The organism is uncultured Anaerococcus sp. (assembly GCF_963512375.1).
Taxonomy (GTDB): Bacteria; Bacillota; Clostridia; order Tissierellales; family Peptoniphilaceae; genus Anaerococcus.
In genome coordinates this window covers 59,878-80,374 of the sequence record NZ_CAUPMI010000010.1, presented here as the reverse complement: position 1 = coordinate 80,374, position 20,497 = coordinate 59,878, and the positions used below count along the sequence as shown (strand labels likewise).

Annotated in this window: 19 protein-coding genes; 14 read left to right on the top strand and 5 right to left on the bottom strand. The window is 33.2% G+C overall.

Annotated features, from left to right (window positions below):
- The first annotated feature begins 59 nt into the window (after positions 1–59).
- Genes RRB46_RS05945 through RRB46_RS05920 form a run of 6 tightly spaced genes read left to right on the top strand, consistent with a single transcriptional unit; the run spans position 60 to position 5,262 of the window.
- Complete coding sequence (locus tag RRB46_RS05945) at positions 60–1,232, top strand: M20 family metallopeptidase (protein ID WP_311537837.1); 1,173 nt, start codon at positions 60–62, stop codon at positions 1,230–1,232.
- The gene (locus tag RRB46_RS05940; RefSeq protein WP_265236330.1) at positions 1,229–1,579 is read left to right on the top strand and encodes a Spx/MgsR family RNA polymerase-binding regulatory protein; all 351 of its coding nucleotides are present in this window, start codon (positions 1,229–1,231) and stop codon (positions 1,577–1,579) included. The genes RRB46_RS05945 and RRB46_RS05940 overlap by 4 nt, the downstream gene beginning before the upstream one ends.
- A 56-nt stretch (positions 1,580–1,635) precedes the next feature.
- Positions 1,636–2,979, top strand: coding sequence for a branched-chain amino acid transport system II carrier protein (gene brnQ, locus RRB46_RS05935; RefSeq protein WP_311537836.1), 1,344 nt, complete (start codon positions 1,636–1,638; stop codon positions 2,977–2,979).
- Positions 2,980–3,029: 50 nt separating this feature from the next.
- Positions 3,030–3,911, top strand: a complete 882-nt coding sequence (locus tag RRB46_RS05930) for a DegV family protein (protein WP_296126757.1) — start codon at positions 3,030–3,032, stop codon at positions 3,909–3,911.
- 46 nt (positions 3,912–3,957) lie between these two features.
- Positions 3,958–4,584, top strand: coding sequence for a tRNA (guanosine(46)-N7)-methyltransferase TrmB (gene trmB, locus RRB46_RS05925; RefSeq protein ID WP_296126755.1), 627 nt, complete (start codon positions 3,958–3,960; stop codon positions 4,582–4,584).
- 57 nt (positions 4,585–4,641) lie between these two features.
- On the top strand, positions 4,642–5,262 hold the full coding sequence (locus RRB46_RS05920) for a DUF4230 domain-containing protein (RefSeq protein WP_296126753.1): 621 nt from the start codon (positions 4,642–4,644) through the stop codon (positions 5,260–5,262).
- 71 nt (positions 5,263–5,333) lie between these two features.
- Here RRB46_RS05920 and RRB46_RS05915 read toward each other — a convergent pair whose 3' ends face one another.
- Both RRB46_RS05915 and RRB46_RS05910 read right to left on the bottom strand, forming a co-directional pair.
- Positions 5,334–5,465, bottom strand: coding sequence for a glycerol-3-phosphate transporter (locus RRB46_RS05915; RefSeq protein WP_296126751.1), 132 nt, complete (start codon positions 5,463–5,465; stop codon positions 5,334–5,336).
- Positions 5,466–5,551: 86 nt separating this feature from the next.
- Positions 5,552–6,259 carry a heparan-alpha-glucosaminide N-acetyltransferase domain-containing protein gene (locus tag RRB46_RS05910; protein ID WP_296126749.1) on the bottom strand — a complete coding sequence of 236 codons (708 nt, stop codon included), beginning with the start codon at positions 6,257–6,259 and terminating at the stop codon, positions 5,552–5,554.
- A 63-nt stretch (positions 6,260–6,322) separates the two neighbouring features.
- Between RRB46_RS05910 and RRB46_RS05905 the strand changes: the two genes are divergently transcribed.
- A complete protein-coding gene (locus RRB46_RS05905; protein ID WP_311537835.1) occupies positions 6,323–7,597 on the top strand; it encodes a folylpolyglutamate synthase/dihydrofolate synthase family protein in 1,275 nt (424 codons plus the stop codon).
- 47 nt (positions 7,598–7,644) lie between these two features.
- On the opposite strand, the gene RRB46_RS05900 is transcribed toward RRB46_RS05905, so the two are convergent.
- Positions 7,645–9,453, bottom strand: a complete 1,809-nt coding sequence (locus tag RRB46_RS05900; RefSeq protein ID WP_311537834.1) for an ATP-dependent helicase — start codon at positions 9,451–9,453, stop codon at positions 7,645–7,647.
- A 73-nt stretch (positions 9,454–9,526) separates the two neighbouring features.
- Here RRB46_RS05900 and RRB46_RS05895 point away from each other — a divergent pair, with 73 nt between their 5' ends.
- The 5 genes from RRB46_RS05895 (at position 9,527) to RRB46_RS05875 (ending at position 14,929) form a co-directional block, all read left to right on the top strand.
- Positions 9,527–10,324: a nitroreductase family protein gene (locus tag RRB46_RS05895; RefSeq protein WP_311537833.1), complete on the top strand. Its 798-nt coding sequence runs from the start codon at positions 9,527–9,529 to the stop codon at positions 10,322–10,324.
- Between the two features lie 42 nt (positions 10,325–10,366).
- Positions 10,367–11,185 carry a type I methionyl aminopeptidase gene (gene map / locus RRB46_RS05890; protein ID WP_311537832.1) on the top strand — a complete coding sequence of 273 codons (819 nt, stop codon included), beginning with the start codon at positions 10,367–10,369 and terminating at the stop codon, positions 11,183–11,185.
- Between the two features lie 117 nt (positions 11,186–11,302).
- Entirely contained in the window at positions 11,303–12,172 is an 870-nt protein-coding gene (gene licT, locus RRB46_RS05885; RefSeq protein ID WP_311537831.1) for a BglG family transcription antiterminator LicT, read from the top strand.
- Between the two features lie 64 nt (positions 12,173–12,236).
- A complete protein-coding gene (locus RRB46_RS05880) occupies positions 12,237–14,093 on the top strand; it encodes a beta-glucoside-specific PTS transporter subunit IIABC (RefSeq protein WP_311537830.1) in 1,857 nt (618 codons plus the stop codon).
- Positions 14,090–14,929: a PHP domain-containing protein gene (locus tag RRB46_RS05875; protein ID WP_311537829.1), complete on the top strand. Its 840-nt coding sequence runs from the start codon at positions 14,090–14,092 to the stop codon at positions 14,927–14,929. The genes RRB46_RS05880 and RRB46_RS05875 overlap by 4 nt, the downstream gene beginning before the upstream one ends.
- 50 nt (positions 14,930–14,979) lie before the next feature.
- Here the strand turns inward: RRB46_RS05875 and RRB46_RS05870 are convergent, their stop codons facing one another.
- Both RRB46_RS05870 and ychF read right to left on the bottom strand, forming a co-directional pair.
- Entirely contained in the window at positions 14,980–15,588 is a 609-nt protein-coding gene (locus RRB46_RS05870; RefSeq protein WP_311537828.1) for a thymidine kinase, read from the bottom strand.
- Positions 15,589–15,599: 11 nt separating this feature from the next.
- The gene (gene ychF / locus RRB46_RS05865; RefSeq protein ID WP_311537827.1) at positions 15,600–16,697 is read right to left on the bottom strand and encodes a redox-regulated ATPase YchF; all 1,098 of its coding nucleotides are present in this window, start codon (positions 16,695–16,697) and stop codon (positions 15,600–15,602) included.
- A 180-nt stretch (positions 16,698–16,877) separates the two neighbouring features.
- Here ychF and RRB46_RS05860 point away from each other — a divergent pair, with 180 nt between their 5' ends.
- On the top strand, positions 16,878–18,647 hold the full coding sequence (locus RRB46_RS05860) for an aminopeptidase P family protein (protein WP_311537826.1): 1,770 nt from the start codon (positions 16,878–16,880) through the stop codon (positions 18,645–18,647).
- Complete coding sequence (gene uvrC, locus RRB46_RS05855; protein ID WP_311537825.1) at positions 18,644–20,494, top strand: excinuclease ABC subunit UvrC; 1,851 nt, start codon at positions 18,644–18,646, stop codon at positions 20,492–20,494. The genes RRB46_RS05860 and uvrC overlap by 4 nt, the downstream gene beginning before the upstream one ends.
- Positions 20,495–20,497 lie beyond the last annotated feature (3 nt).

The window sequence follows — 20,497 nt, the reverse complement described above, 5'->3', positions numbered from 1 at the left end:
TCGATAAAGGATTATAGGTTACCTTTAACAACCTAAATACATTATATAAGGAAGTTATTATGAATTTTTATAAAAAATCACAAGAGATAAAAGACTATTTAATAGAAATTAGGAGAAAGCTTCACGAAAATCCTGAGATAGGATTTGAGATGACTAATACTATCAAACTTGTCACAGATGAGCTTGATAAGATGGGAATTAAATATTCTAAACCGATTGAATCAGGAGTCCTTGCAACAATTGGTAAGGGGGATAGGTGCATACTATTAAGGGCTGATATGGATGCCCTTCCAATTAAAGAAGAAGCAGATGTGGCTTGTAAGAGCAAAAATGAAAATGGTCACTTATGCGGCCACGATTTTCATACAGCCATGCTTTTAGGAACAGCTAAGCTTCTTAAGGAAAATGAAGACAAGATAAATGGAGTAGTTAAACTAATGTTCCAACCAGCAGAAGAGCTTCTTGCTGGAAGTCAGAAGATGATAGATGCAGGAATACTTGAAAATCCAAAGGTTGAAAAGGCTATGATGGTTCATATGGATACAACTCTTGCACCTGGACTTTATATCAAAAAAGGTGAGATGGCTACATCCAATAACAACTTTAGGATAGAGGTAGAAGGCTATGGGGCCCATGGAGCTATGCCAGAAAAAGGGGTAGACGCAGCCTTTATTGCAGCACAAATTGTAAATGCTCTTCAAGTTTTGGTATCTAGAGAAATATCCTTTAGGGAGGGCGCTGTCCTTACTACAGGCCACATAAGTGCTGGCAATGCCCCAAATATTATCCCAGACAAGGCGATAATTGAAGGCACAACAAGAACCTATTCACAAAAAAGCAAGGATCATATCAAGGCTAGGATTCCTGAAATTGCTGATCATATAGCAAAGGCCTTTAGGGGGAAAGCAAGCTTTGAAATTCTATCAGATGTGCCTGCTATTATAAATGATGAAGGGATGGTAGATGATATAGTAGAAGTCTTAAAGGAAATCAAGGAAGAAAATCCTGACTTTTATTATTCTGATAAGGCTGAGGCGGTTACAGCTTCAGATGATTTTGCAAATGTAGCAAAAAATGTGCCAGCTGTTATGATGATGGTAGGTTGTAAGGTAGATGATCAAACAGTTTATCCACTTCACAACGCCAAGGCCAAATTTAATGAAGATGCCATAATCTATGGGCCAAGCCTAATGGTTAGTGTGATTATGAAATATTTGGGAGGAAATAAATGAAAATAATTTGTTATAATAGGTGTTCTACATGCAAGGGTATACTAAAAATGCTTGATGAGAAGAATGTAGAGTATGAATTAAGAGATATTAAGGAAGATAATCCGACTAGGGATGAACTTAAGAAGTGGCATGAGGCTACAGACTACGATATCAAGAGATTTTTCAATACTTCAGGCCAAATTTATAGGCAGATGAATCTAAAGGATAAGCTTAAAGAGATGAGTCTTGACGAAAAATATGATCTTTTGGCAACTGATGGCATGCTTGTCAAAAGACCAATTCTTTTTAAGGATGATGGAGAAATTTTAGTTGGTCCTGATGTTAAAAAATATGTAGAAAGCTTATAAATTGATTGATTATTTTGTGAATTGATGTATCATATTAACAAAATAAAGGAATTAATATGAGAAAGAAATTAAAATTATCAGAAAATTTATTGATTGGTTCCTTACTTTTTGGCTTATTTTTTGGGGCGGGAAACTTGATTTTCCCCCTAGAAATAGGCCAGAGGTCGGGAGCTAATTTATTTCCAGTAACAATTGGATTTTTGGCATCAGCAGTAAGTTTGCCAATCCTTGCGGTCGTAGCAACAGCTGCAAGTGATAGTGAAAGCTTGTTTGACCTATCAAAGGGAGCAGGCAAGAAGTTTGCTTATTTTTTCACCACACTCTTATACCTAGCCATAGGTCCAGGTTTTGCTATACCAAGAACAGCAACTACCTCCTATGAGGTCATATTTGAAGGCTTTAAGAGTTTTTATAATCCTGTCGGTCTTTTTATATTTTCTGTGGTATTTTTCTTGGCAGTCTTGTTCTTTTCAATTAAAAAGGCAAGCCTAATCGATACCATAGGTAAGTATATGACCCCAATTTTTTTAATCTTATTGTCCCTTTTATTGGTCCTATCAATATTTAAACCAATGGGTCCTATTGGGGCTAAAGGAGCTGCTCCAAAGTACTTAGTATCACCTTTTGCTGCAGGTTTTGTAGATGGTTATAATACCTTAGATGCACCAGCAGGCCTTGCTTTTGCAATTATAATTATATCAAACATCAAAAACTTGGGAGTAAGTGACAAGAAATCTATGGCCTTTGAGACCCTAAAATCAGGTCTAGTTTGTCTAATAGCCATGTCTATAATATACGCAGGTCTTGCCTTTATGGGGGCAGGAAGTGCAAATATTATGGATGATTTTGAAAATGGAGCTGTAATTTTAGCAAAAATTTCCAGCCATTATCTTGGAGGGCTTGGCCACTTGATTTTATCAGTTATAGTATTTATAGCTTGCCTAAAGACAGCTATTGGTCTTGTATCAGCCTGTTCTGAGATGTTTGAAGATATGTTTAAGCTAAATATTTCTTATAAGCAGTATTGTTACATCTTTACTGGCCTATCATTTTTGGTAGCAAATCTTGGCCTAAAACAGATAATATCCTTATCTGTGCCAGTCTTGATGTTTATCTATCCAATATCAATTGTCCTAATTAGCTTATCAATCCTATCAATTTATATGGGTAAGAGAATGAGAGTTTACCAAATTACTCTAGGCGTAACAAGCTTATTTGCCCTACTTGACTTTATTAAAGCTCTGCCTGATCCAGTTAAGAACATTGAATTTTTAAAGGCTATCTTAACTTTTGGAGAAAATACTCTTCCAGGTTTTAAAATAGGTTTTGCCTGGATAATACCAGCTCTTCTTGCTTTTGTAATTTCATATTTGATTGATAGAAAATATATAAGAAATTGAATTTATTTTATTTGAAAGTATGATATTATTTATATTATGAGAGGAATTATATGAGTGATTTTATACTGAGTGCAACATCGACTGTTGATATAAATAAAGAAATTTTAGATAGGGAAGATATCAGATGGATTGCCTTTAATTATGAAATAGATGGTAAAAATTATAAGGAAGACTTCGGCGAAAGTATTTCCTTTAATGACTTCTATGAAGCAATGAAGGATGGTGCAATGACTAAGACCAGTCAGATAACCTACTCATCTTACATAGAATATTTTGAAAATCTTTTAAAAGAAGATAAGGACATACTTCATCTAACCCTGTCTTCTGGTATTACCGGCGAATATAACCAGGCCCTAATGGCTGTCGATATGCTAAAGGAGAAGTATCCTGAGAGGAAAATTTACCTAGTAGATTCTCTTACTGCCACAGCTTGTCAAGGACTTCTGGTCTTATATTTAAATGAGCTTAGAAAATCTGGTTTGTCTATTGAAGAAGTCTATGACCTTGCCAAGGAAAAAAGAGAATATGTGCACGGTTGGTTTTTCACAAGTGATTTAACCTATCTTGTTAGGGGAGGTAGACTTTCAAAGGCAGCAGGTTCTTTTGGAAATTTGTTAAACATTTGCCCACTTATAGAAGTAAACCTTGAAGGAAAGCTATTAGTAAGGGATAAGATAAGAACCAAGAAAAAGGCCACCAAGGCACTTATAGGGCAAATCAAAAACCATATAGCTAAGGACTCATCCTTACCTAAGGAAATCTTCATAGTTCATACTCACTTACACGAGGATGCAGAAGAGTTAAGAGTGACCTTGAGTGAAAAATTTGAAGGCTATGATATAAAAATATACGAAATTGGAACAACAATAGGATCTCACCTAGGACCTGGCACACTGGGTGCAAGTTTTTGGGGAGATAGGAAAGAAATATAAATTCTAGCGGGCAAGTCTTTGCTAGAATTTTTTATTGAGGAGATATATGAGACTAAGACACAAAGCAAATGCTATACCAACAATGAAGGAAAGTAAATACATTATATTTGACCCGGAAAACCATAAGGGCAAGTGGAAAGAACTATTTGGAAATGACAAGCCAATCGCTCTTGAGATAGGAGCAGGCAGAGGTGATTTTATAGTGGGCAAGGCAAGTTCTAATCCAGATTATAATTACCTGGCCCTTGAGATGAATACAAATGCCTTTGTAGTTGCCTGCAGAAAGATAGAAAATGAAGAGTTAACAAATGTTTATGGGATAGTGGGTAAGGCAGAAGAATTGCTAGATATGTTTGATGAAGGTGAACTTGCAAAGATTTATCTAAACTTTTCAACACCTTGGCCAAAAACACGTCACCACAAAAGGAGACTTTCTCACGCCAATTTTTTAAAATTATACGAGAAAATTTGCAAGGAAAAGGGAGAAATTGAACTAAAAACAGATAATGAAGCCTTTTTTGACGATTCTATATCCTATATGGAAGAATTTGGCATGGAAATTCTTGAAACAGATAGGGATTTAGATGAAAGTAAATCCATAGTCAGCGAATACGAGAGGAAGTTTAGAAACAAAAATATGCCTATTTATTATCTTAAGGCTAGCTTTAAATAATTTGATTTTTTTAAACTTAAGGTATAATTTTTTAAAAGAATAATTTAAGGAGATTAGATGACAAGTTCAAAAAATAAATTAAGAAAATTTAAAAACAGTAGAATAGTTTACGGATTTTTAGGGATTTTGGTCCTTGTCTTTGCTGCCTGGTTCTTTGGCATGAAGGCAAATATCAAAAATGAAACAAAGATTTCTTCAGATCTTATAAAGAATCAAATAATGTCAGTAAAAGAGCTTACAACACTTAAATATAAATATACAAATGTAGGGGCTTTTGAAAATCAAACAGAGTTTTACGGTATGAAAATACCTTTAACTGAAAAGAAATTTATCATCTCTTATGACGGGGAAGTAAATGCTGGTGTAAATTTGGATGAGATTGATGTTAAAGTAGATGAAAAGAATGAAAAGATAACTGTAAAAATGCCTAAGGCTAAGATTTTAAACAACTTCATAGATGAAGATTCTCTAACAATCTTTGATGAAAGAGAATCTATCTTTAACCAATTAAAGCTAAATGATTTTTCAGATTTTAGAAAAGATGAAATGAAAAAGACAGAAAAAGAATTAATTGAAAAGGGATTTTTGGAAGAAGCTGACAAAAAAACAAAGACAGCTATTGAAGAAATATTAAAGATTAATCCACTTATTGAAGATTACGAAATTAAATTTAACTAAAAAAGACGTTTAGGATAGGAAACTATTCTAAACGTCTTTTTTAGTTGTGCATTAGTTAATGAGACATTTAATTAAAATCCCATCTTTGCAACAAACTTTCCAATTACATATCCAAATTTATAGAAAAGTAAGATAAGCAGGATTACGGCAAGTATTTTATAAGAAGTTGGATAAGATCTTTTGTAATTTTTTATGTAGTCCATAATTTTTCCTCCATTGAAAGCAAATATACCTGTAATTATAAAAAATACAATTCATGTAGTATTTAATTATTTTAACATTCTAAAGGCTATAAGGTCATACTATATATGACGGTGACCAAAGGATATAGAATTATTTGATGGATAATATAAATTGGCATGGAATATTTACCAATTTTTGCTAAAATATTTTCTCTTCCTCTATATGAGAAGAAATTTTTATCAATCAGATAAGCTCCCAAAGAAAGACCTGCCAAATAGGCGAAAATCCACGGAAGAAGTGGGAAGTAGTCGTTTGAATAAAATTCTAAAGATGGAAAGCCTAGGAAAAATAAATTCCTATCATAAAGAGCCTTGAAAAAGCCAATCTTATAAAGACTTGCACTTGGTATTTTATAGGTAAAGGCAAAGAGTAAGATAAAAATTGGCCACAATTTTTGACTGAGCTTATCTTTTAAAAGTCCACCTATAATCATGCAAAGACCAAGCCCATTTAAAACTCCCCAGATTATTAGCTGTTCTTTGGCAAAAACATAAGTGATAAGGCTTATGGCAAAACCTAAAAGGCTTGTCTTAATACCTCTTACTAGGTTTTTCTTTCTTGTGAGAAAATTTGAAGTTATGCCTGAAATTAGGAAAAATGACATAGCAATTGATAATTGCCAGATTTTATTAAATATTGTCCCGTCATAAAATCCTAGTCTCCAGTAATAATTTATATTATAAAATAAATGGAATAAAACCATTGAAATAATGGTAAAGCCTCTAAGGCTATCGATAATATGTATTCTTTTCATAAAAACTCCTGTCTTAATTATAACATAAGGTAGAATAAACTTATAAGAATTTTTGGAGGAATAATGAAAAGTTTTGATGATTATTTAGATTATTTGTATGGAAGGGGAGGGTCTAATGGCAAGCCAGGCTTAGATAAGATTAAGATGCTTATGGACCTACTAGACAATCCCCAAGATAAGATACAAACTATTCATATAGCAGGTACAAATGGTAAGGGATCAACAGCAAAAATGCTTGCAAGTGTTTTGGGAAAGAAATATAAGTGCGGTATTTTTACCTCTCCTTATATGGAAGATATAACAGAAGAAATATCTATAAATGGAGTCGATATTACAAAGAAAGATTTCATGAAATATGTAGACAGGATAAAAATCTTTGTAGATAAACTTGATGAAGAAGGTCATCATGTGACCTATTTTGAATTTATCACAGCTATGATGTTCTTATATTTTTATGATCAAGGGGTGGATGTAGCTGTTATTGAAGTAGGTCTTGGCGGCATATTTGATTCTACAAATGTCATTAAAAAGCCCCTTGCTTGCCTTATTACATCTATATCTATGGATCATACAAATATCTTAGGTGATACTTTGGGAGAAATTGCCTATAATAAGGCAGGCATCATTAAAGAAGAAGTACCAGTATTTGTTTATCCTCAAAAAGATGAGGCCATGGATCTCATAAGGGATGTAGCAGAGATCAAGAACGCTAAGCTTCATATCCTAGATCAAAATGACATAGAAATTTTAAAATCTGACATATCTGGTAATGAATTTGATTTTAGAGACCACCATATAAAGACTAGTCTTAGGGGAAGTCATCAAATCCTAAATGCCTGCCTATCCTTACTTGCCATAGATGGTCTGAAGGATAAATTTAGTCTTAGTGAACAAGATATAGAAGGTGGAATATTTGAAGCTTATAATCCTGGTAGACTTGAACTAATAAATGATAAGCCAAGAATCCTCGTAGATGGCAGCCATAACAAGGAATCTATAGATGCCCTAATAGAAAGTCTATCTAAATTTTCCTATGATAAATTAATCATAGGGTTTTCAGTTTTGGGAGATAAGGACCATAAATATATCATAGAAAAAATAGGGAAATTGGCTGACAAGCTTGTGATTACCTATATAGATGATAACCCAAGAGCACTTGATACTGAGTCTATAAAAAATGAAGCTTGTGACTTTGTAAAAGATATTAAGATTATAGAAAATATCGAAGATGCCTATGCTTATGCAAAGTCTTATGCAGGAGATAATGATCTAATAGTATGGTGTGGGTCCTTGTATCTTGTAGGTAAGATTCTTACCATAAACAAGGCGGATAAGTGAAATAACTAAAGATTATATGAATATAAAACTGCTAGTGGCAATTTTTGTCATCTAGCAGTTTTATTTATTTGATAAACTTGGCTAAAAAACTCTGAAGGCAGAGCTTTTTTACCATTTCTTTTTTTAATTGTTAGAATAAATAGAGATTCCTTGGCTCTTGTCATGGCTACATAAAAGACTCTTCTTTCTTCTTCTATAGCCACATCAGGATTTTCGTCATAATTTACCATAGGAAATTCGTTCTTAACCATATCGATTATAAATACCCTGTCATATTCAAGGCCCTTGGACTTATGAATAGTCGTAAGAATTAGAGGGTTTCCAAAGGTGAATTTTATCTTATCCTTGACCAGGTCAATTTTTTTATAAAAGTCACTTATATTATTAAGACCTCTAGAAAAGTTGGTGAGTGACTCTATAAATAAGTCCTTGTTCATATTTTCTTCTGCAAATTTGTTTGACCTAAGCGAAGCATATTTTTTGTAGGCTAGGTAGTTATAAATATAAGCTATCTTCCTATCTAATGGTAATTTTCTGATGTGTTTTAGCTTTTTTTCAATCTCATATAAACTTTCTCTTCTGTCATAATCTAGGATATCGTAAAAGTAAGAAAATACATCCAGCCTAGCTGGTTTATTTGCTAGTCCTTCTATCTCAGATTTTTTAAGGTAGGTTGATATCTTATAATAGATATTTGTAAAAGCCTCAGTATCATTAAAATCTTCAGAAAATCTTATTACATCGAAGATATCTTCTATAATTTGAGATTCAAAAAATTTAAGGAAATCTTCACTGATAGTAAAGTCTATGTCATCTTCTAGTAAGAATGAAATAAGATTAATAGCTGAAATATTATTTCTAAAAAGAATTGCATTAGTCTTATTTGGATCAAGATTTTTTATAATAAAGTCATATTCATCCTTAAAATCTTTAAGGTATTTGATTACAATTTTTTCTCCCTTTTCTTTATTAGATATAATATCTTTTTGATACCTATTTTTATTAAGCTTTATAAATTGATTGGCAAGGCTGGAAATATTAGCACTTGACCTGTGATTTTCATCCATGATGATGATTTCTGAATCAGGGTAGTAGGTTTTAAAATTTAAAAGATAGTCAGGCTCAGCTGCCCTAAAAGAATAGATGGATTGGTCATCATCTGCTACTACCATCAAATTATTATTTTGTGAAACTATCATCTTAAGGATTTTAAATTGTAAAATCGAGCTATCTTGGCCTTCATCAAGTTGGAAATATTGGTATTTTCTTTGAATCGACCTTAAGAGTCTTGGATTTTCTTCAAGAAGCTTTAGGGCTATCAATTGCATATCATCAAAATCTATAAAATGATTTTCTTTTTTAAATCTTTCGTACTCATTATATATTTCTTTGATATTTTTTATTCTTACCTTATCCAGGTAAGTTTGGTCCAAAAGTGCGTTTTTCATGTAGGATGTTTCTGTAAAAAAAGTTTCGACATCCTCTCTCGATAGTTTTTTATTATTATTGATACTTTTGTAAATATCTCTAACAAGGTGGTATTTATTGTAGGAATCACTTGCTTCTATTAGTCTTAATTCTCTATTATATTTTTTTAGGTAATTTCTTATTATCAGGTAGCAAAAGGCATGGATTGTCATGAAGTTGCTATCGTTTGTTCCAAAACGATTTTTCATATCTTGTGATTGGGTTTTGGAAAAAGTTAGGGTTAAAATTTTTTTAGAATCAATATTTTTTGATAAAATTTTAATCCTTTCTAAAAGCATGGTAGTCTTGCCTGCGCCAGGCACTGCAAGGACTAGACAAGGTCCATCCTTAAATTCTGCTGCCTTTTTTTGTATGCTAGTTAAGTTCATATTATTATTTTACCATATTTAATTTTTTTAAAATGTGATACAATAGAAGTAGAATAATAATATGGGGGAAAATATGCTTACAACACAATTTTTAAAATCAAGAACTTCAACAAGAGATTTCAAAGACACTAAACTTGATGAAGTAACATTAGAAAAAGTTTACAAGATGGTAGATGAGGAAATAGTAAAGTTAGGTAAGGATGACCTAGCCTTTATAGTACAGAGCGATGGAGAAAGCGTTTATAAGGCTCTTGATGGCCTAGCTGGCTATAGGGGAGTAATGATTAAGGCACCAGCCTATCTTGCACTAAATACTCTAAATGATAATCCAGCTTCACTTGTAAAAGGAGCTTATGGAGTAGAAGAATTAATTACAAAGCTAAATGCTTTAGGACTTGGAACTTGCTGGATTACAGTAAGTGATGTAGATCCTGAAGTGAAAAAATCTATCTTTAACTATGATGGTGGCCACTTAAATCTATTACTAGCAGTTGGCTATCCAGTAGATGAAAGTGTTAGAGAACACCAATTTGATGATAGACTTGGAATAGGTGAATTTGTCTACATGGATAGGTTAGGAAATCCTGCTACAAACGAAGACTTAGAGCAAAGAGGCCTAGAAGATGTATTTGCTTATGCTAGATTTGCACCATCAGCCTACAATGCCCAACCTTGGAGATTTGTAGTTGTAGATGATTTGATAAATCTATACATCAAAGACTACAAGGGAGATGTTAACCTACTAGATGCAGGTATAATAATGTATTATATAGACAAACTAGGAGAATCTATCTCAATGGGTTCAAATTGGGAAATAGAACCTAAAATAAATAATGACGAATACGTCTATATAGCAAGTAAAAGACTATAAGATAAGGACGCTTTGGCGTCCTTTTTTAAGGAGAGTGATATATTGATTAGAATATACAATGAAAAACAATTTGAAAAGATGAGGGCTGCTGCGGAAATTTTGTGTAAAACCCACCTAGCCCTAAGAAAAGTTATAAAAGAGGGAAGGACAACCCTGGAGTTAGATAAATTTGCTAATAAATTTATCATAGACCATTGTAAGGCTATCCCTGCTCAGCTAGGATATAGTGGGTTTCCTTTTACCCTTTGCACATCTGTAAATGATGAAATCTGCCACGGTTATCCTACAGATAGGCCCTTAAAAGAAGGAGACATCTTATCAATAGATAATGTTGTAAACCTAGATGGAGGGCTTGCTGACTCTTGCTGGACTTATACAATCGGTAAGATGAGCGAGGAAGATCAAAAGCTAGTAGATGTAAACCTCGAATCCCTAAATAGGGCTATTAAAGTAGCTGTACCTGGCAATAGGATAGGCGATATTGGAGCTGCTATCCAAGCATATGTAGAAGGTGAAAATGGATTTTCTGTAATAAGAGACTTTATAGGCCATGGTATTGGCAAGGAAATGCACGAAGACCCACAAGTCCCTCATTATGGAATAGCTGGACGTGGGCCAAGAATTCAAGCAGGTATGGTATTTACGATTGAACCAATGATTGCTATTGGAGATTGGCATATGAAGCTAGATGATAATGGCTGGACAGCAAGGACAGTTGATGGTTCAAAGGTTAGTCAATTTGAACACCAACTTATAATCCATGAAGATGGACCAGAAATTATCACTGACCAAAGCAAGTACTCTTTAGATGAGAGTGACCTAGAATTTATTGAAAATTATAAAGAAAAATATAATTTTTAATTAACTATTGAAATTAGGCTTTGGTGGAGTATTATAATTATAGATATGGATTGTTAGGAAATTCCGCAAAACCTATCCCAAGTATTTTTTGGGATAGGTTTTTTTATTTTTAAGGTGGTGGTAGAAATTTTAGTTAGAAAAGTACTCAATAATAATTCTATAATATCCGAAGATGCTTCCAAAAAAGAAGTAATCGTTATGGGTAAGGGCGTCGGCTTTAGTAAAAAAGTTGGAGATAAGATTGACGATAGTAAAATTCAAAAGATTTTTGTTCTAGAAGGTAATAAGAAAAACAATCAACTTGTTAAACTCTTAGAGGATATACCTGAAGAATATTTAGAATTGTCTCAGATGATTATAAATAGAGCTAGTCAAAGACTTGGGAAAGATTTGGCAGATAGTATCTATTTGTCATTAACAGACCATTTGTATATGGCTATAGCTAGATACAAGGATGGTCTTCATTTAAAAAATAAGCTTTTGTTTGAAATAGAAAACTTTTATCCTGATGAATACAGTCTTGGTCTTGAAGCTTTGAATATTATAGAATCGTTGTTTTCTGTAAAGATGTCGGAAGATGAAGCTGGCTTTATAGCTATGCACATAGTTGTATCTGAAAATGGTGATGATATAGAAGATTTCTATAAATCAACAAAGTTGGTTCAAAATATTTTAAATATTGTAAAATTCTTTTTCAAAGTTAATTATAATGTTGAAAGTTTTTATTACCAAAGGTTTTTAAGGCATCTTAGATTTTTCAGTTTGAGGATTTTATCAGATGATAAACATAAAAAATTATCATTAAAAAATGATTTGCTACCATTGATTAAAGATAGGTATATTGAGGCTTATCAATGTACTATAAAAATAAAAGACTTTGTATATAATTCTTTTGATTATGTATTAGATGATGAGGAAGTTTTGTATTTAACAATTCATATATCACAAGTAATAAGCGATATAAAGGAGGAAAAAGAGGGGAAATAAATATCTAGTTAGGTAGTTACATTAAGTTGGCTAAACTTTCAATTATAAAAAATTGGAGGTAAATATGAAATACGAAAAATTAGCAAAAAATATTATAGAATATGTTGGTGGAAAAGAAAATATTAGGTCTGTAGTCCATTGTTCTACAAGACTTAGGTTTGAGTTGGTGGATGAAGCAAAGGCTAATGATGAAAAAGTTCAGGCCTTAAATGAAGTTTTAACTCTTGTTAAAAAATCAGGTCAATATCAATTAGTTATAGGAAATGATGTTGACAAGGTGTATCAAGAAATAGCAAATAATTTAAATATTAAGGCAGCAAAAGATACAACAACAAAGGATGATAGGTCCCTTGTAGATAAAGTATTAAGTGCTATTACAGGATCTATTGCTCCAGTAATTCCATTATTAGCTGGTGTTGGTATAGGTAAAGTTCTTCTTTTAGTCTTAAGTTTAAGTGGAATTCTTGCTGAAGATTCCCAAACCTATATCATGCTCAAATTTATATTTGACACAGGTTTTTATTTTATGCCTGCCTTTATTGGGTTTTCAGCTGCTAAAAGATTCAATACGAACCAATACCTTGGTGCTTTTCTTGGTTTGTGCTTGGTAAATCCTGTTTGGATGGATATTGTTAAGGAAGGAGAAGTATTTAAGTTTTTAGGAATTAGCGTTCCTTTAGTTAAATACACATCAAGCTTAGTGCCTGCCCTTATGGGTGTCTGGATAATGTCATATGTAGAGAAATATGTCAAAAAAATTGTTCCAGATATGGTTAAAGTATTTGCTGAACCATTACTAATAGCATTAATCATGATGCCTTTAACATTTGTAGTAATTGCTCCAATAGGGAACTTTATTTCATCCTTTGTCGCCAAGGGTTCAATGTTTTTATATGATAAGGTAGGAATGTTTGCAATAGCAATATTAGCTGCCGTATATCCATGGCTAGTATCTGTAGGAGTCCACAAGGCCTTAAGCCCAATTTCTATAGCACTTGTTGCAGAACAAGGATTTGATCCAGTTATAAGAGTAGTTGCTCTTTGTTCAAATATGAGTCAAGCTGCTGCTTCCTTAGCAGTATCTGTAAAGACCAAAAATAAGAATCTTAAATCACTGGCTTTTTCATCATCTGTTACAGCATTTCTTGGTGGTATTACAGAGCCGGCTATGTATGGTGTTAATTTAAAACTAAAAAAACCTATGTATGCAGCAATGATAGGAGCTTTTGTAGCAGGTATTTTTGCAGGTCTTGTAAAACTTAAAGCATTTATATATGTAACACCAGGTATCCTATCCCTAGCTATGTGGGTATCAAAAGAAGAAAATTTCTTTTTAATGGCTATTTTAACCATGATAATAGCATCAGTTGTAACATTCATTGCTACATTAATTATTGGCTTCGATGATTCTGATTTTGCTGATGAAGAAAATAAAGAAAAAGAAAAGAGTTCAATCATTGAAACAAAAGATGTAGTACTTTACTCTCCTTGCGAAGGGACAGTTAAAAATATTGAAGATGTAGATGATAGCACTTTTTCAAGCAAGGTAATGGGGGATGGACTTGCTATTAAACCTAGTAAGGGTCTTCTAAAGTCCCCAGAAAACGCAGAAGTAACAGCGATATTTGATTCAGGACACGCCATATGTTTAAGATGTGATAATGGCATGGAAGTTTTGATTCACATAGGTATCGACACTGTAAACCTTAAAGGAGAAGGATTTAAAGTATTAGTTGAGCAAGGGTCAAAGGTTAAAAAAGGTGATGATTTAATTAAGTTTGATCTAGAAACTATAAATAATGCTGGCTATGATGATGATGTAATAATAGTCGTAACTAATTCCGATTTTTATAAAAAATTTGAAATCGAGAAAAATGGAAAAGTTAATTTTGAAGATGTTTTGTTGGGAGTTGAAAAATGAAATACGCAGATTTGCATATGCATACAAATCATTCTGATGGTGTATGTGATATAGAAGATGTTATAAAAGATGCTAAAGACCATGGTTTAAAAGTGATTGCTATAACCGACCATGACACTGTAAATCATTATGATGAGATTTACAAATACGGAAAAAAATATGACATGAAAATTATAAAGGGTGTAGAGATGAGCTGCTACGATTTTGATGTTTATAAAAAAGTGCATGTGGTTGGTCTTTGGCTAAATGATGAAACTCCAAATATAGAAAGGCTCTGTAACCATACCTTACACTGTAGAAATGAATACCATAAGGAACTTATAGAAAAGCTTAGAAAACAAGGCTATGATATAAGTTACCAAGACGCTAAGAAATTTTCTCCTTATTCTATAGTTTTTAAGATGAATATTTTCCAAGCCTTGAAAGAAAAATATCCGGAAGAAATGACTCCACAGAGGTATAAAGAATTATTTGCATCAAAAACTAGTAAAGAAACAGATATGAAAATGGGTTATATTGATGTAAAAGAGGGAATAGAAGCTATTTTGAAAGATGGAGGAATCCCTATAATAGCACATCCATGTCAATACCATAATTACTCTGAAATTGAGAAGTATGTTTCTTATGGACTTAAAGGTATAGAAATTAATCATTCAAAAATGAAGGCCGAGGATTATCCTCTAACTCAAGAATTTGCCGAAAAATTCAATTTATTAAAGAGCGGGGGAAGTGACTATCATAATCCTGAATTAATTACATTCGGTGAGTTTGGATTAACAAAAAAAGAGTTTGAAGAACTTAAAAAGAAGGCTCTTGATTTTAAGAATAATATATAATTAGATAAGAAAGTCCTAGCTGATTTTTATAAAAATAGCTAGGACTTTTTTTATTTGATTTCTTCGATAGAAATTTGGTTTTTAATTTTTTCTCTTTCTTTCATCTTGTCATTATAACATGATCTGCAAAGGGGTTCATATAGGTTTTGGGCTCCTATTTGTATCCTTGAATCATCGCTTGATTTTCTATAAGATGCCCAAGCATCTTCACCACAAGAAGCACAAATGGCATGGTGTTTTATAAGCTCATCAGCTAGGGGCATAATCTCTTTTATAATCTCAAATGGTCTAGTTTTATAGTCCATATCAAGACCTGATACAACGATTGTGATATTCATAGCCATTAGCTTATTAAATATATCTACTACTTCGCTAGGATCATTTGGGAAAAATTGCAACTCATCAATACCTATAGCATCTATCTCGTGGTCTTTTGCATAACTTAGGATATCATTTAAATCTTCTACTTTTATGGCATCAAGACTTAAGTTATCGTGAGTTACTATTTGCTTGTCTCCATCTCTATCATCTATTGATGGTTTAAAAGCGACAACCTTGTAGTTTGCAATGTTCATCCTATAGAGCTCTCTCCAAAGGGAGGTTGTCTTGCCAGAAAACATTGAGCCTGTATGAACTATCAATTTTCCTTGTTTTTTCATATTTCTATACATTATACGTTGAATTTAAAGTTTACTACATCGCCATCTTGCATGATATATTCCTTGCCTTCCATGCGGAGCTTACCCATTTCCTTGGCGTGGTTGACTGAGCCTGCTTCTATTAGGTCTTCGAAAGAAATGATATCAGCCATGATGAAGCCTCTTGAGATATCTGTATGGATTTTACCAGCTGCATCTACAGCTTTTGTACCCTTTGTAATTGTCCAAGCACGGGTTTCCATTTCACCTGTTGTTAGGAAGGAAATTAGATTTAGGGTCTTGTAGGAGTCCTTTATAACCTTATCTGTACCAGATTCTTCAAGACCAATCATTGCAAGGAATTCTTCTCTTTCTTCTTCTGTATCAAGTTCTGAGATTTCTTGTTCAATTTTTGCAGATACAACTGATACTTCAGCATTTTCTGTCTTAGCAAATTCTCTTACCTTTTCAACATATGGATTGCCTTCACCATCATTTGCTGCATCATCTTCATTGACATTGCATACATAAATTATTGGTTTGGTTGATAGGAGTTGGTAGGATCTTAGAAGTTTTTTCTCCTCATCATTGAGTTCTAGGATCCTTGCGGACTTTCCTGCTTCAAGGACTTCGACGATTTTTTCTAAAACTTCAACCTCAGCTCTGGCTGACTTATCAGCCCTTGCTACTTTTCTTTTCTTTTCAAGAACCTTATCTACAAGTTCAAGGTCAGCTAAGATTAATTCTAGATTGATTGTTTCTATATCACGTAGGGGATCTACTGATCCATCAACGTGGGTTATATTTGGGTCATCAAAGCATCTTAAAACTTCTACTATTGCATCAGTTTCCCTGATATTTGATAAAAATTTATTACCCAAACCTTCACCCTTACTAGCACCTTTTACAAGGCCAGCTATATCGTAGAATTCTACTACTGCTGGTAGGATTCTTTTTGAATTAGAAATTTTTGATAAGGCTTCTAATCTTTCATCAGGTACATTTACAAGTCCCACATTTGGATCTATTGTAGCGAAAGGATAATTTGCCACTAGGGCACCTGCTTTTGTAATGGCATTAAATAATGTTGATTTACCAACATTAGGTAGGCCGACTATTCCAAGTTTCATCTTATTCACACTCTCTTTACTCTTATTTTTATAACGATAATATTATAATGGATTTAAAGAAAAAATCAATTGTAATGAGTCCTTATTATCTGTCATCTCTATTACAATAGAAATAGCAATTATCATAAATAAGGATAAAGTATTACTATAAGCAAATGTATTTAATCATAAGGAGATTTTATGAATACAAATAGTAGAATAGAAAAATTAAGAAAAATGATGCAAGATAGGAAGATTGATGCCTATATCATTCCAACATCAGATCCTCACCAATCAGAGTATTTGGCTGATCATTACAAGACTAGAGAATTTATCTCAGGCTTTACTGGTTCTGCAGGAACTGCTGTTGTTACCCTTAAAGAAGCGAAATTATGGACAGATTCAAGATATTTCTTGCAAGCAAATAAAGAGCTAGCCAACTCTGAATTTGAGCTAATGAAAATGGGGGTGGAAGGATATCCAAGTCTATTAGAATATTTGGATGCTAATATTCCAGAATTTGGCAAAATAGGCTTTGATGGCCAGTGTTATTCTGTCACAGGCTATAAGGAGCTTTCTGAAAATATGGGTGCTAGGGTATTGGTATCAGACCTTGACTATATATCAAAAATCTGGCAAGATAGGCCTACTTTACCAAAGGATAAGGTTTGGATTCATGAAGAAAAATATTCAGGCCAAAGCCTTTCTGAAAAATTAAGCATCCTAAGAGAAAAAATGCAAAGTCAAGGCTACAATTACACCTTTATTGGAAGTCCAGAAGATATTTGTTACTTATTAAATATAAGGGGTAATGATGTAGATTACAATCCAGTAGTTTTATCTTATATGCTGATCTCTGAAGAGAAGGCCTATCTATGTATTGATGAAGATAAGCTAGATAGTGATGTTAAATCTTACTTGGAAGAAAATGGAATCACAATTTATTCATATGGATATATTTACCAACTCCTTAAAAATATTGAAGGAAAAAACAGGATTTACTTAGATCCAAATAGAACAAATGTCTCCATTTATGATTCAATAAATGCGAACGTAAAGATTGGCCAAGGAACTAACTTTACAACCTATATGAAGGCTATTAAGACAGACAAGGAAATAGAGAATATCAAGAAAGCCTATATCTACGATGGGGTAAGTCTTGTTAAATTCTTTAATTGGCTTGAAATCGGTGCTAAGACAGGCAGTCTTAATGAGCTTGTGGCTAGCAAAAAACTTCATGACTTAAGAGCTGAAAATGAATCCTTTATCGAAGATTCTTTTGAAACCATTGCAGGCTATAAGGAAAATGCTGCAATTGTCCACTATGCTCCATCTGTTACAGGTTCAAAGACAATAGAAAACCTTGGCATGATCCTAGTAGATTCAGGCGGACATTATAAGGAAGGTACAACTGACATTACAAGAACAATAGCCCTAGGAACTTTAAAAGAAGATGAAAAAATCGACTATACACTCGTACTAAAATCATTTTTAGCTCTATTCTTGGCTAAGTTTAAAAATAAAACCAGAGGTGATAGGCTTGATGCTTTAGCAAAATACCCTCTATGGAAGGCCGGCAAGGACTTCTTCCACGGAACAGGTCATGGAGTAGGTTATGTCCTTACAGTTCACGAAGGGCCACAAGCTATTTCAGAGAAAAATAGGGTGGAATTTGTAGAAAATATGACCACATCAATTGAGCCAGGTCTTTATATAGAAGATTCTCACGGCATTAGAATAGAAAATGAAGCCTATGTTAAAAAGACCTTTGAAAACGAATTTGGATCATTTTTAGAATTTGAAAGTTTAACAATTGTTCCAATTGATACCAGACCAATAAAGATTTCTATGCTAACAAGTGAAGAGATTGATTGGCTAAATGCCTATAATAAAAAATGTTATGAACTTCTAAGTCCACATTTAGAAGGTGATGATTTAGAATATTTGAAGGAGAGATGTAAGGAAATTTGACAAGCAAAAGATTAAGGGAAAAACTCAAGGAATTACCTGACAAACCCGGTGTTTATATAATGAGAAATGCTGAAGGTGACATAATCTATGTCGGCAAGGCCATTTCTCTAAAAAGAAGGGTTAGGCAATACTTTGATAACAACAAGAACAAGGGAGCCAAAGTCCTTGCTATGGTTAGCCATATTCAAGACTTCGAATATATCATTGTTCAAAATGAAGTCGAAGCCTTAGTTCTTGAATCTAACTTAATAAAGAAAAATAGACCTAAATATAATATTGTCCTAAGAGATGACAAGCAATATCCATATATCAAGATTACTAGAGAAAAATTTCCCAGAATTCAAAAGGTAAGACAGGTTAAAAAGGATGGGGCAGATTATTTCGGTCCCTATCCAGATGCCTATGCTGTAAATGATGCTATAGATTTATTTAACCTATATTATCCCTTTAGGACTTGCAATCTTAACTTTGACAAGGGTCAAAGACTAGATAGGCCATGCCTTAATTATTTTATAAAAAGATGCAAGGGACCTTGTATAGACAAGGAAGATGAGACTAGATACCTTCAGGCTATGGATGATGTGAGGCGATTTTTAGACCATAAGGATAGGACCATACCTGATAAAGTTCTTTCTCTAATGAATGAGGAAAGTTCAAAACTAAACTTTGAGATGGCAGCTAAATATAGGGATTGGTATAGGGCTTTATCAGTAATTTCTGAAAAACAATTTGTAACAGAAACTACAGGCGAAGATATAGATATAATTGCTATGTCTAAGGGCATTTCAACAATCATCATGCAGGTATTTTTCATGAGAAAGGGCCAGATTGTTGACAGAGAACATTTTGTAATAAAAAATGAATATGCTGATAGTGAGGCAGAAATTATGTCTTCATTCCTAAAGCAATTTTACTTAGATATCCTTTATATACCTAAGGAAATTTTAGTCGGATCCCTACCTAATGAATTGGAATCAATAAATGAATACTTAAATCAGAAAAAAGGTTCAAAGGTAGCTATTTCTCAGCCAAAACTCGGCAGGAAATTTGAACTAATAAATATGGCAGCTAGAAATGCCCATGATATGAGGGTTAAATATGAGAAACGCCTTGATCAAAAAGAACGCAATAAATCTAGCGGCCTTAGCCAGCTAAAAGAAATACTGAAGATTGATAGGATTAATAGGATTGAAGCCTATGATATATCTAATACTTCTGGGGTCCAATCAGTTGGTTCTATGGTTGTGTTTGAAAATGGTGTTCAGGCACCAAAGGAATATAGAAAATTTAAGATAAAAACAGTAGAAGGACCAAATGACTATGCTTCACTTGAAGAAGTCTTAACTAGAAGGCTTAATAATGCTAAAAAGGATATAGCTAAGGGCAATACCCATACTGGATTTGGCAGACTTCCTGACCTTATCTTGATGGATGGTGGCAAGGGTCAGGTATCTATTGCGAATAAAGTCCTTAATGATCTTGATATGAATATAAAAGTCGCTGGTCTTGTGAAAGATGACAAGCATACCACAAGGGCTATTATTTATAATAATGAAGAGATTCCAATCAAAAGACGTGATCCAGTTTATAAGTTAATCTATGAAATCCAAGAAGAAGCTCACAGATTTGCTATAAATTATCATAGGTCACTTATGAGAAAAACTATGAAAAAATCTGAGCTTGACAATATAAAGGGTGTAGGTGAGAAAACAAAAGCCAATTTATATGCTCACTTTAAGACTATTGCCAACATGAAAAAGGCGAGTGTAGAAGAACTAATGGAAGTTCCTCTCGTAGGCAAGCAAGCGGCCCTTGAAATCTATAAATATTTAAAGCTGAAAGGATAATAA

Bases quoted from the DNA above. Each gene is read 5' to 3' on its own strand.
- RRB46_RS05880 (WP_311537830.1), top strand. From the start codon at position 12,237: ATGAAATACGAAAAATTAGCAAAAAATATTATAGAATATGTTGGTGGA.
- RRB46_RS05895 (WP_311537833.1), top strand. From the start codon at position 9,527: ATGCTTACAACACAATTTTTAAAATCAAGAACTTCAACAAGAGATTTC.
- RRB46_RS05930 (WP_296126757.1), top strand. From the start codon at position 3,030: ATGAGTGATTTTATACTGAGTGCAACATCGACTGTTGATATAAATAAA.
- ychF (WP_311537827.1), bottom strand. From the start codon at position 16,697: ATGAAACTTGGAATAGTCGGCCTACCTAATGTTGGTAAATCAACATTA.
- trmB (WP_296126755.1), top strand. From the start codon at position 3,958: ATGAGACTAAGACACAAAGCAAATGCTATACCAACAATGAAGGAAAGT.
- RRB46_RS05945 (WP_311537837.1), top strand. From the start codon at position 60: ATGAATTTTTATAAAAAATCACAAGAGATAAAAGACTATTTAATAGAA.
- RRB46_RS05905 (WP_311537835.1), top strand. From the start codon at position 6,323: ATGAAAAGTTTTGATGATTATTTAGATTATTTGTATGGAAGGGGAGGG.
- brnQ (WP_311537836.1), top strand. From the start codon at position 1,636: ATGAGAAAGAAATTAAAATTATCAGAAAATTTATTGATTGGTTCCTTA.
- RRB46_RS05875 (WP_311537829.1), top strand. From the start codon at position 14,090: ATGAAATACGCAGATTTGCATATGCATACAAATCATTCTGATGGTGTA.
- RRB46_RS05870 (WP_311537828.1), bottom strand. From the start codon at position 15,588: ATGAAAAAACAAGGAAAATTGATAGTTCATACAGGCTCAATGTTTTCT.
- RRB46_RS05940 (WP_265236330.1), top strand. From the start codon at position 1,229: ATGAAAATAATTTGTTATAATAGGTGTTCTACATGCAAGGGTATACTA.
- RRB46_RS05860 (WP_311537826.1), top strand. From the start codon at position 16,878: ATGAATACAAATAGTAGAATAGAAAAATTAAGAAAAATGATGCAAGAT.
- RRB46_RS05910 (WP_296126749.1), bottom strand. From the start codon at position 6,259: ATGAAAAGAATACATATTATCGATAGCCTTAGAGGCTTTACCATTATT.
- RRB46_RS05900 (WP_311537834.1), bottom strand. From the start codon at position 9,453: ATGAACTTAACTAGCATACAAAAAAAGGCAGCAGAATTTAAGGATGGA.
- RRB46_RS05915 (WP_296126751.1), bottom strand. From the start codon at position 5,465: ATGGACTACATAAAAAATTACAAAAGATCTTATCCAACTTCTTATAAA.
- RRB46_RS05920 (WP_296126753.1), top strand. From the start codon at position 4,642: ATGACAAGTTCAAAAAATAAATTAAGAAAATTTAAAAACAGTAGAATA.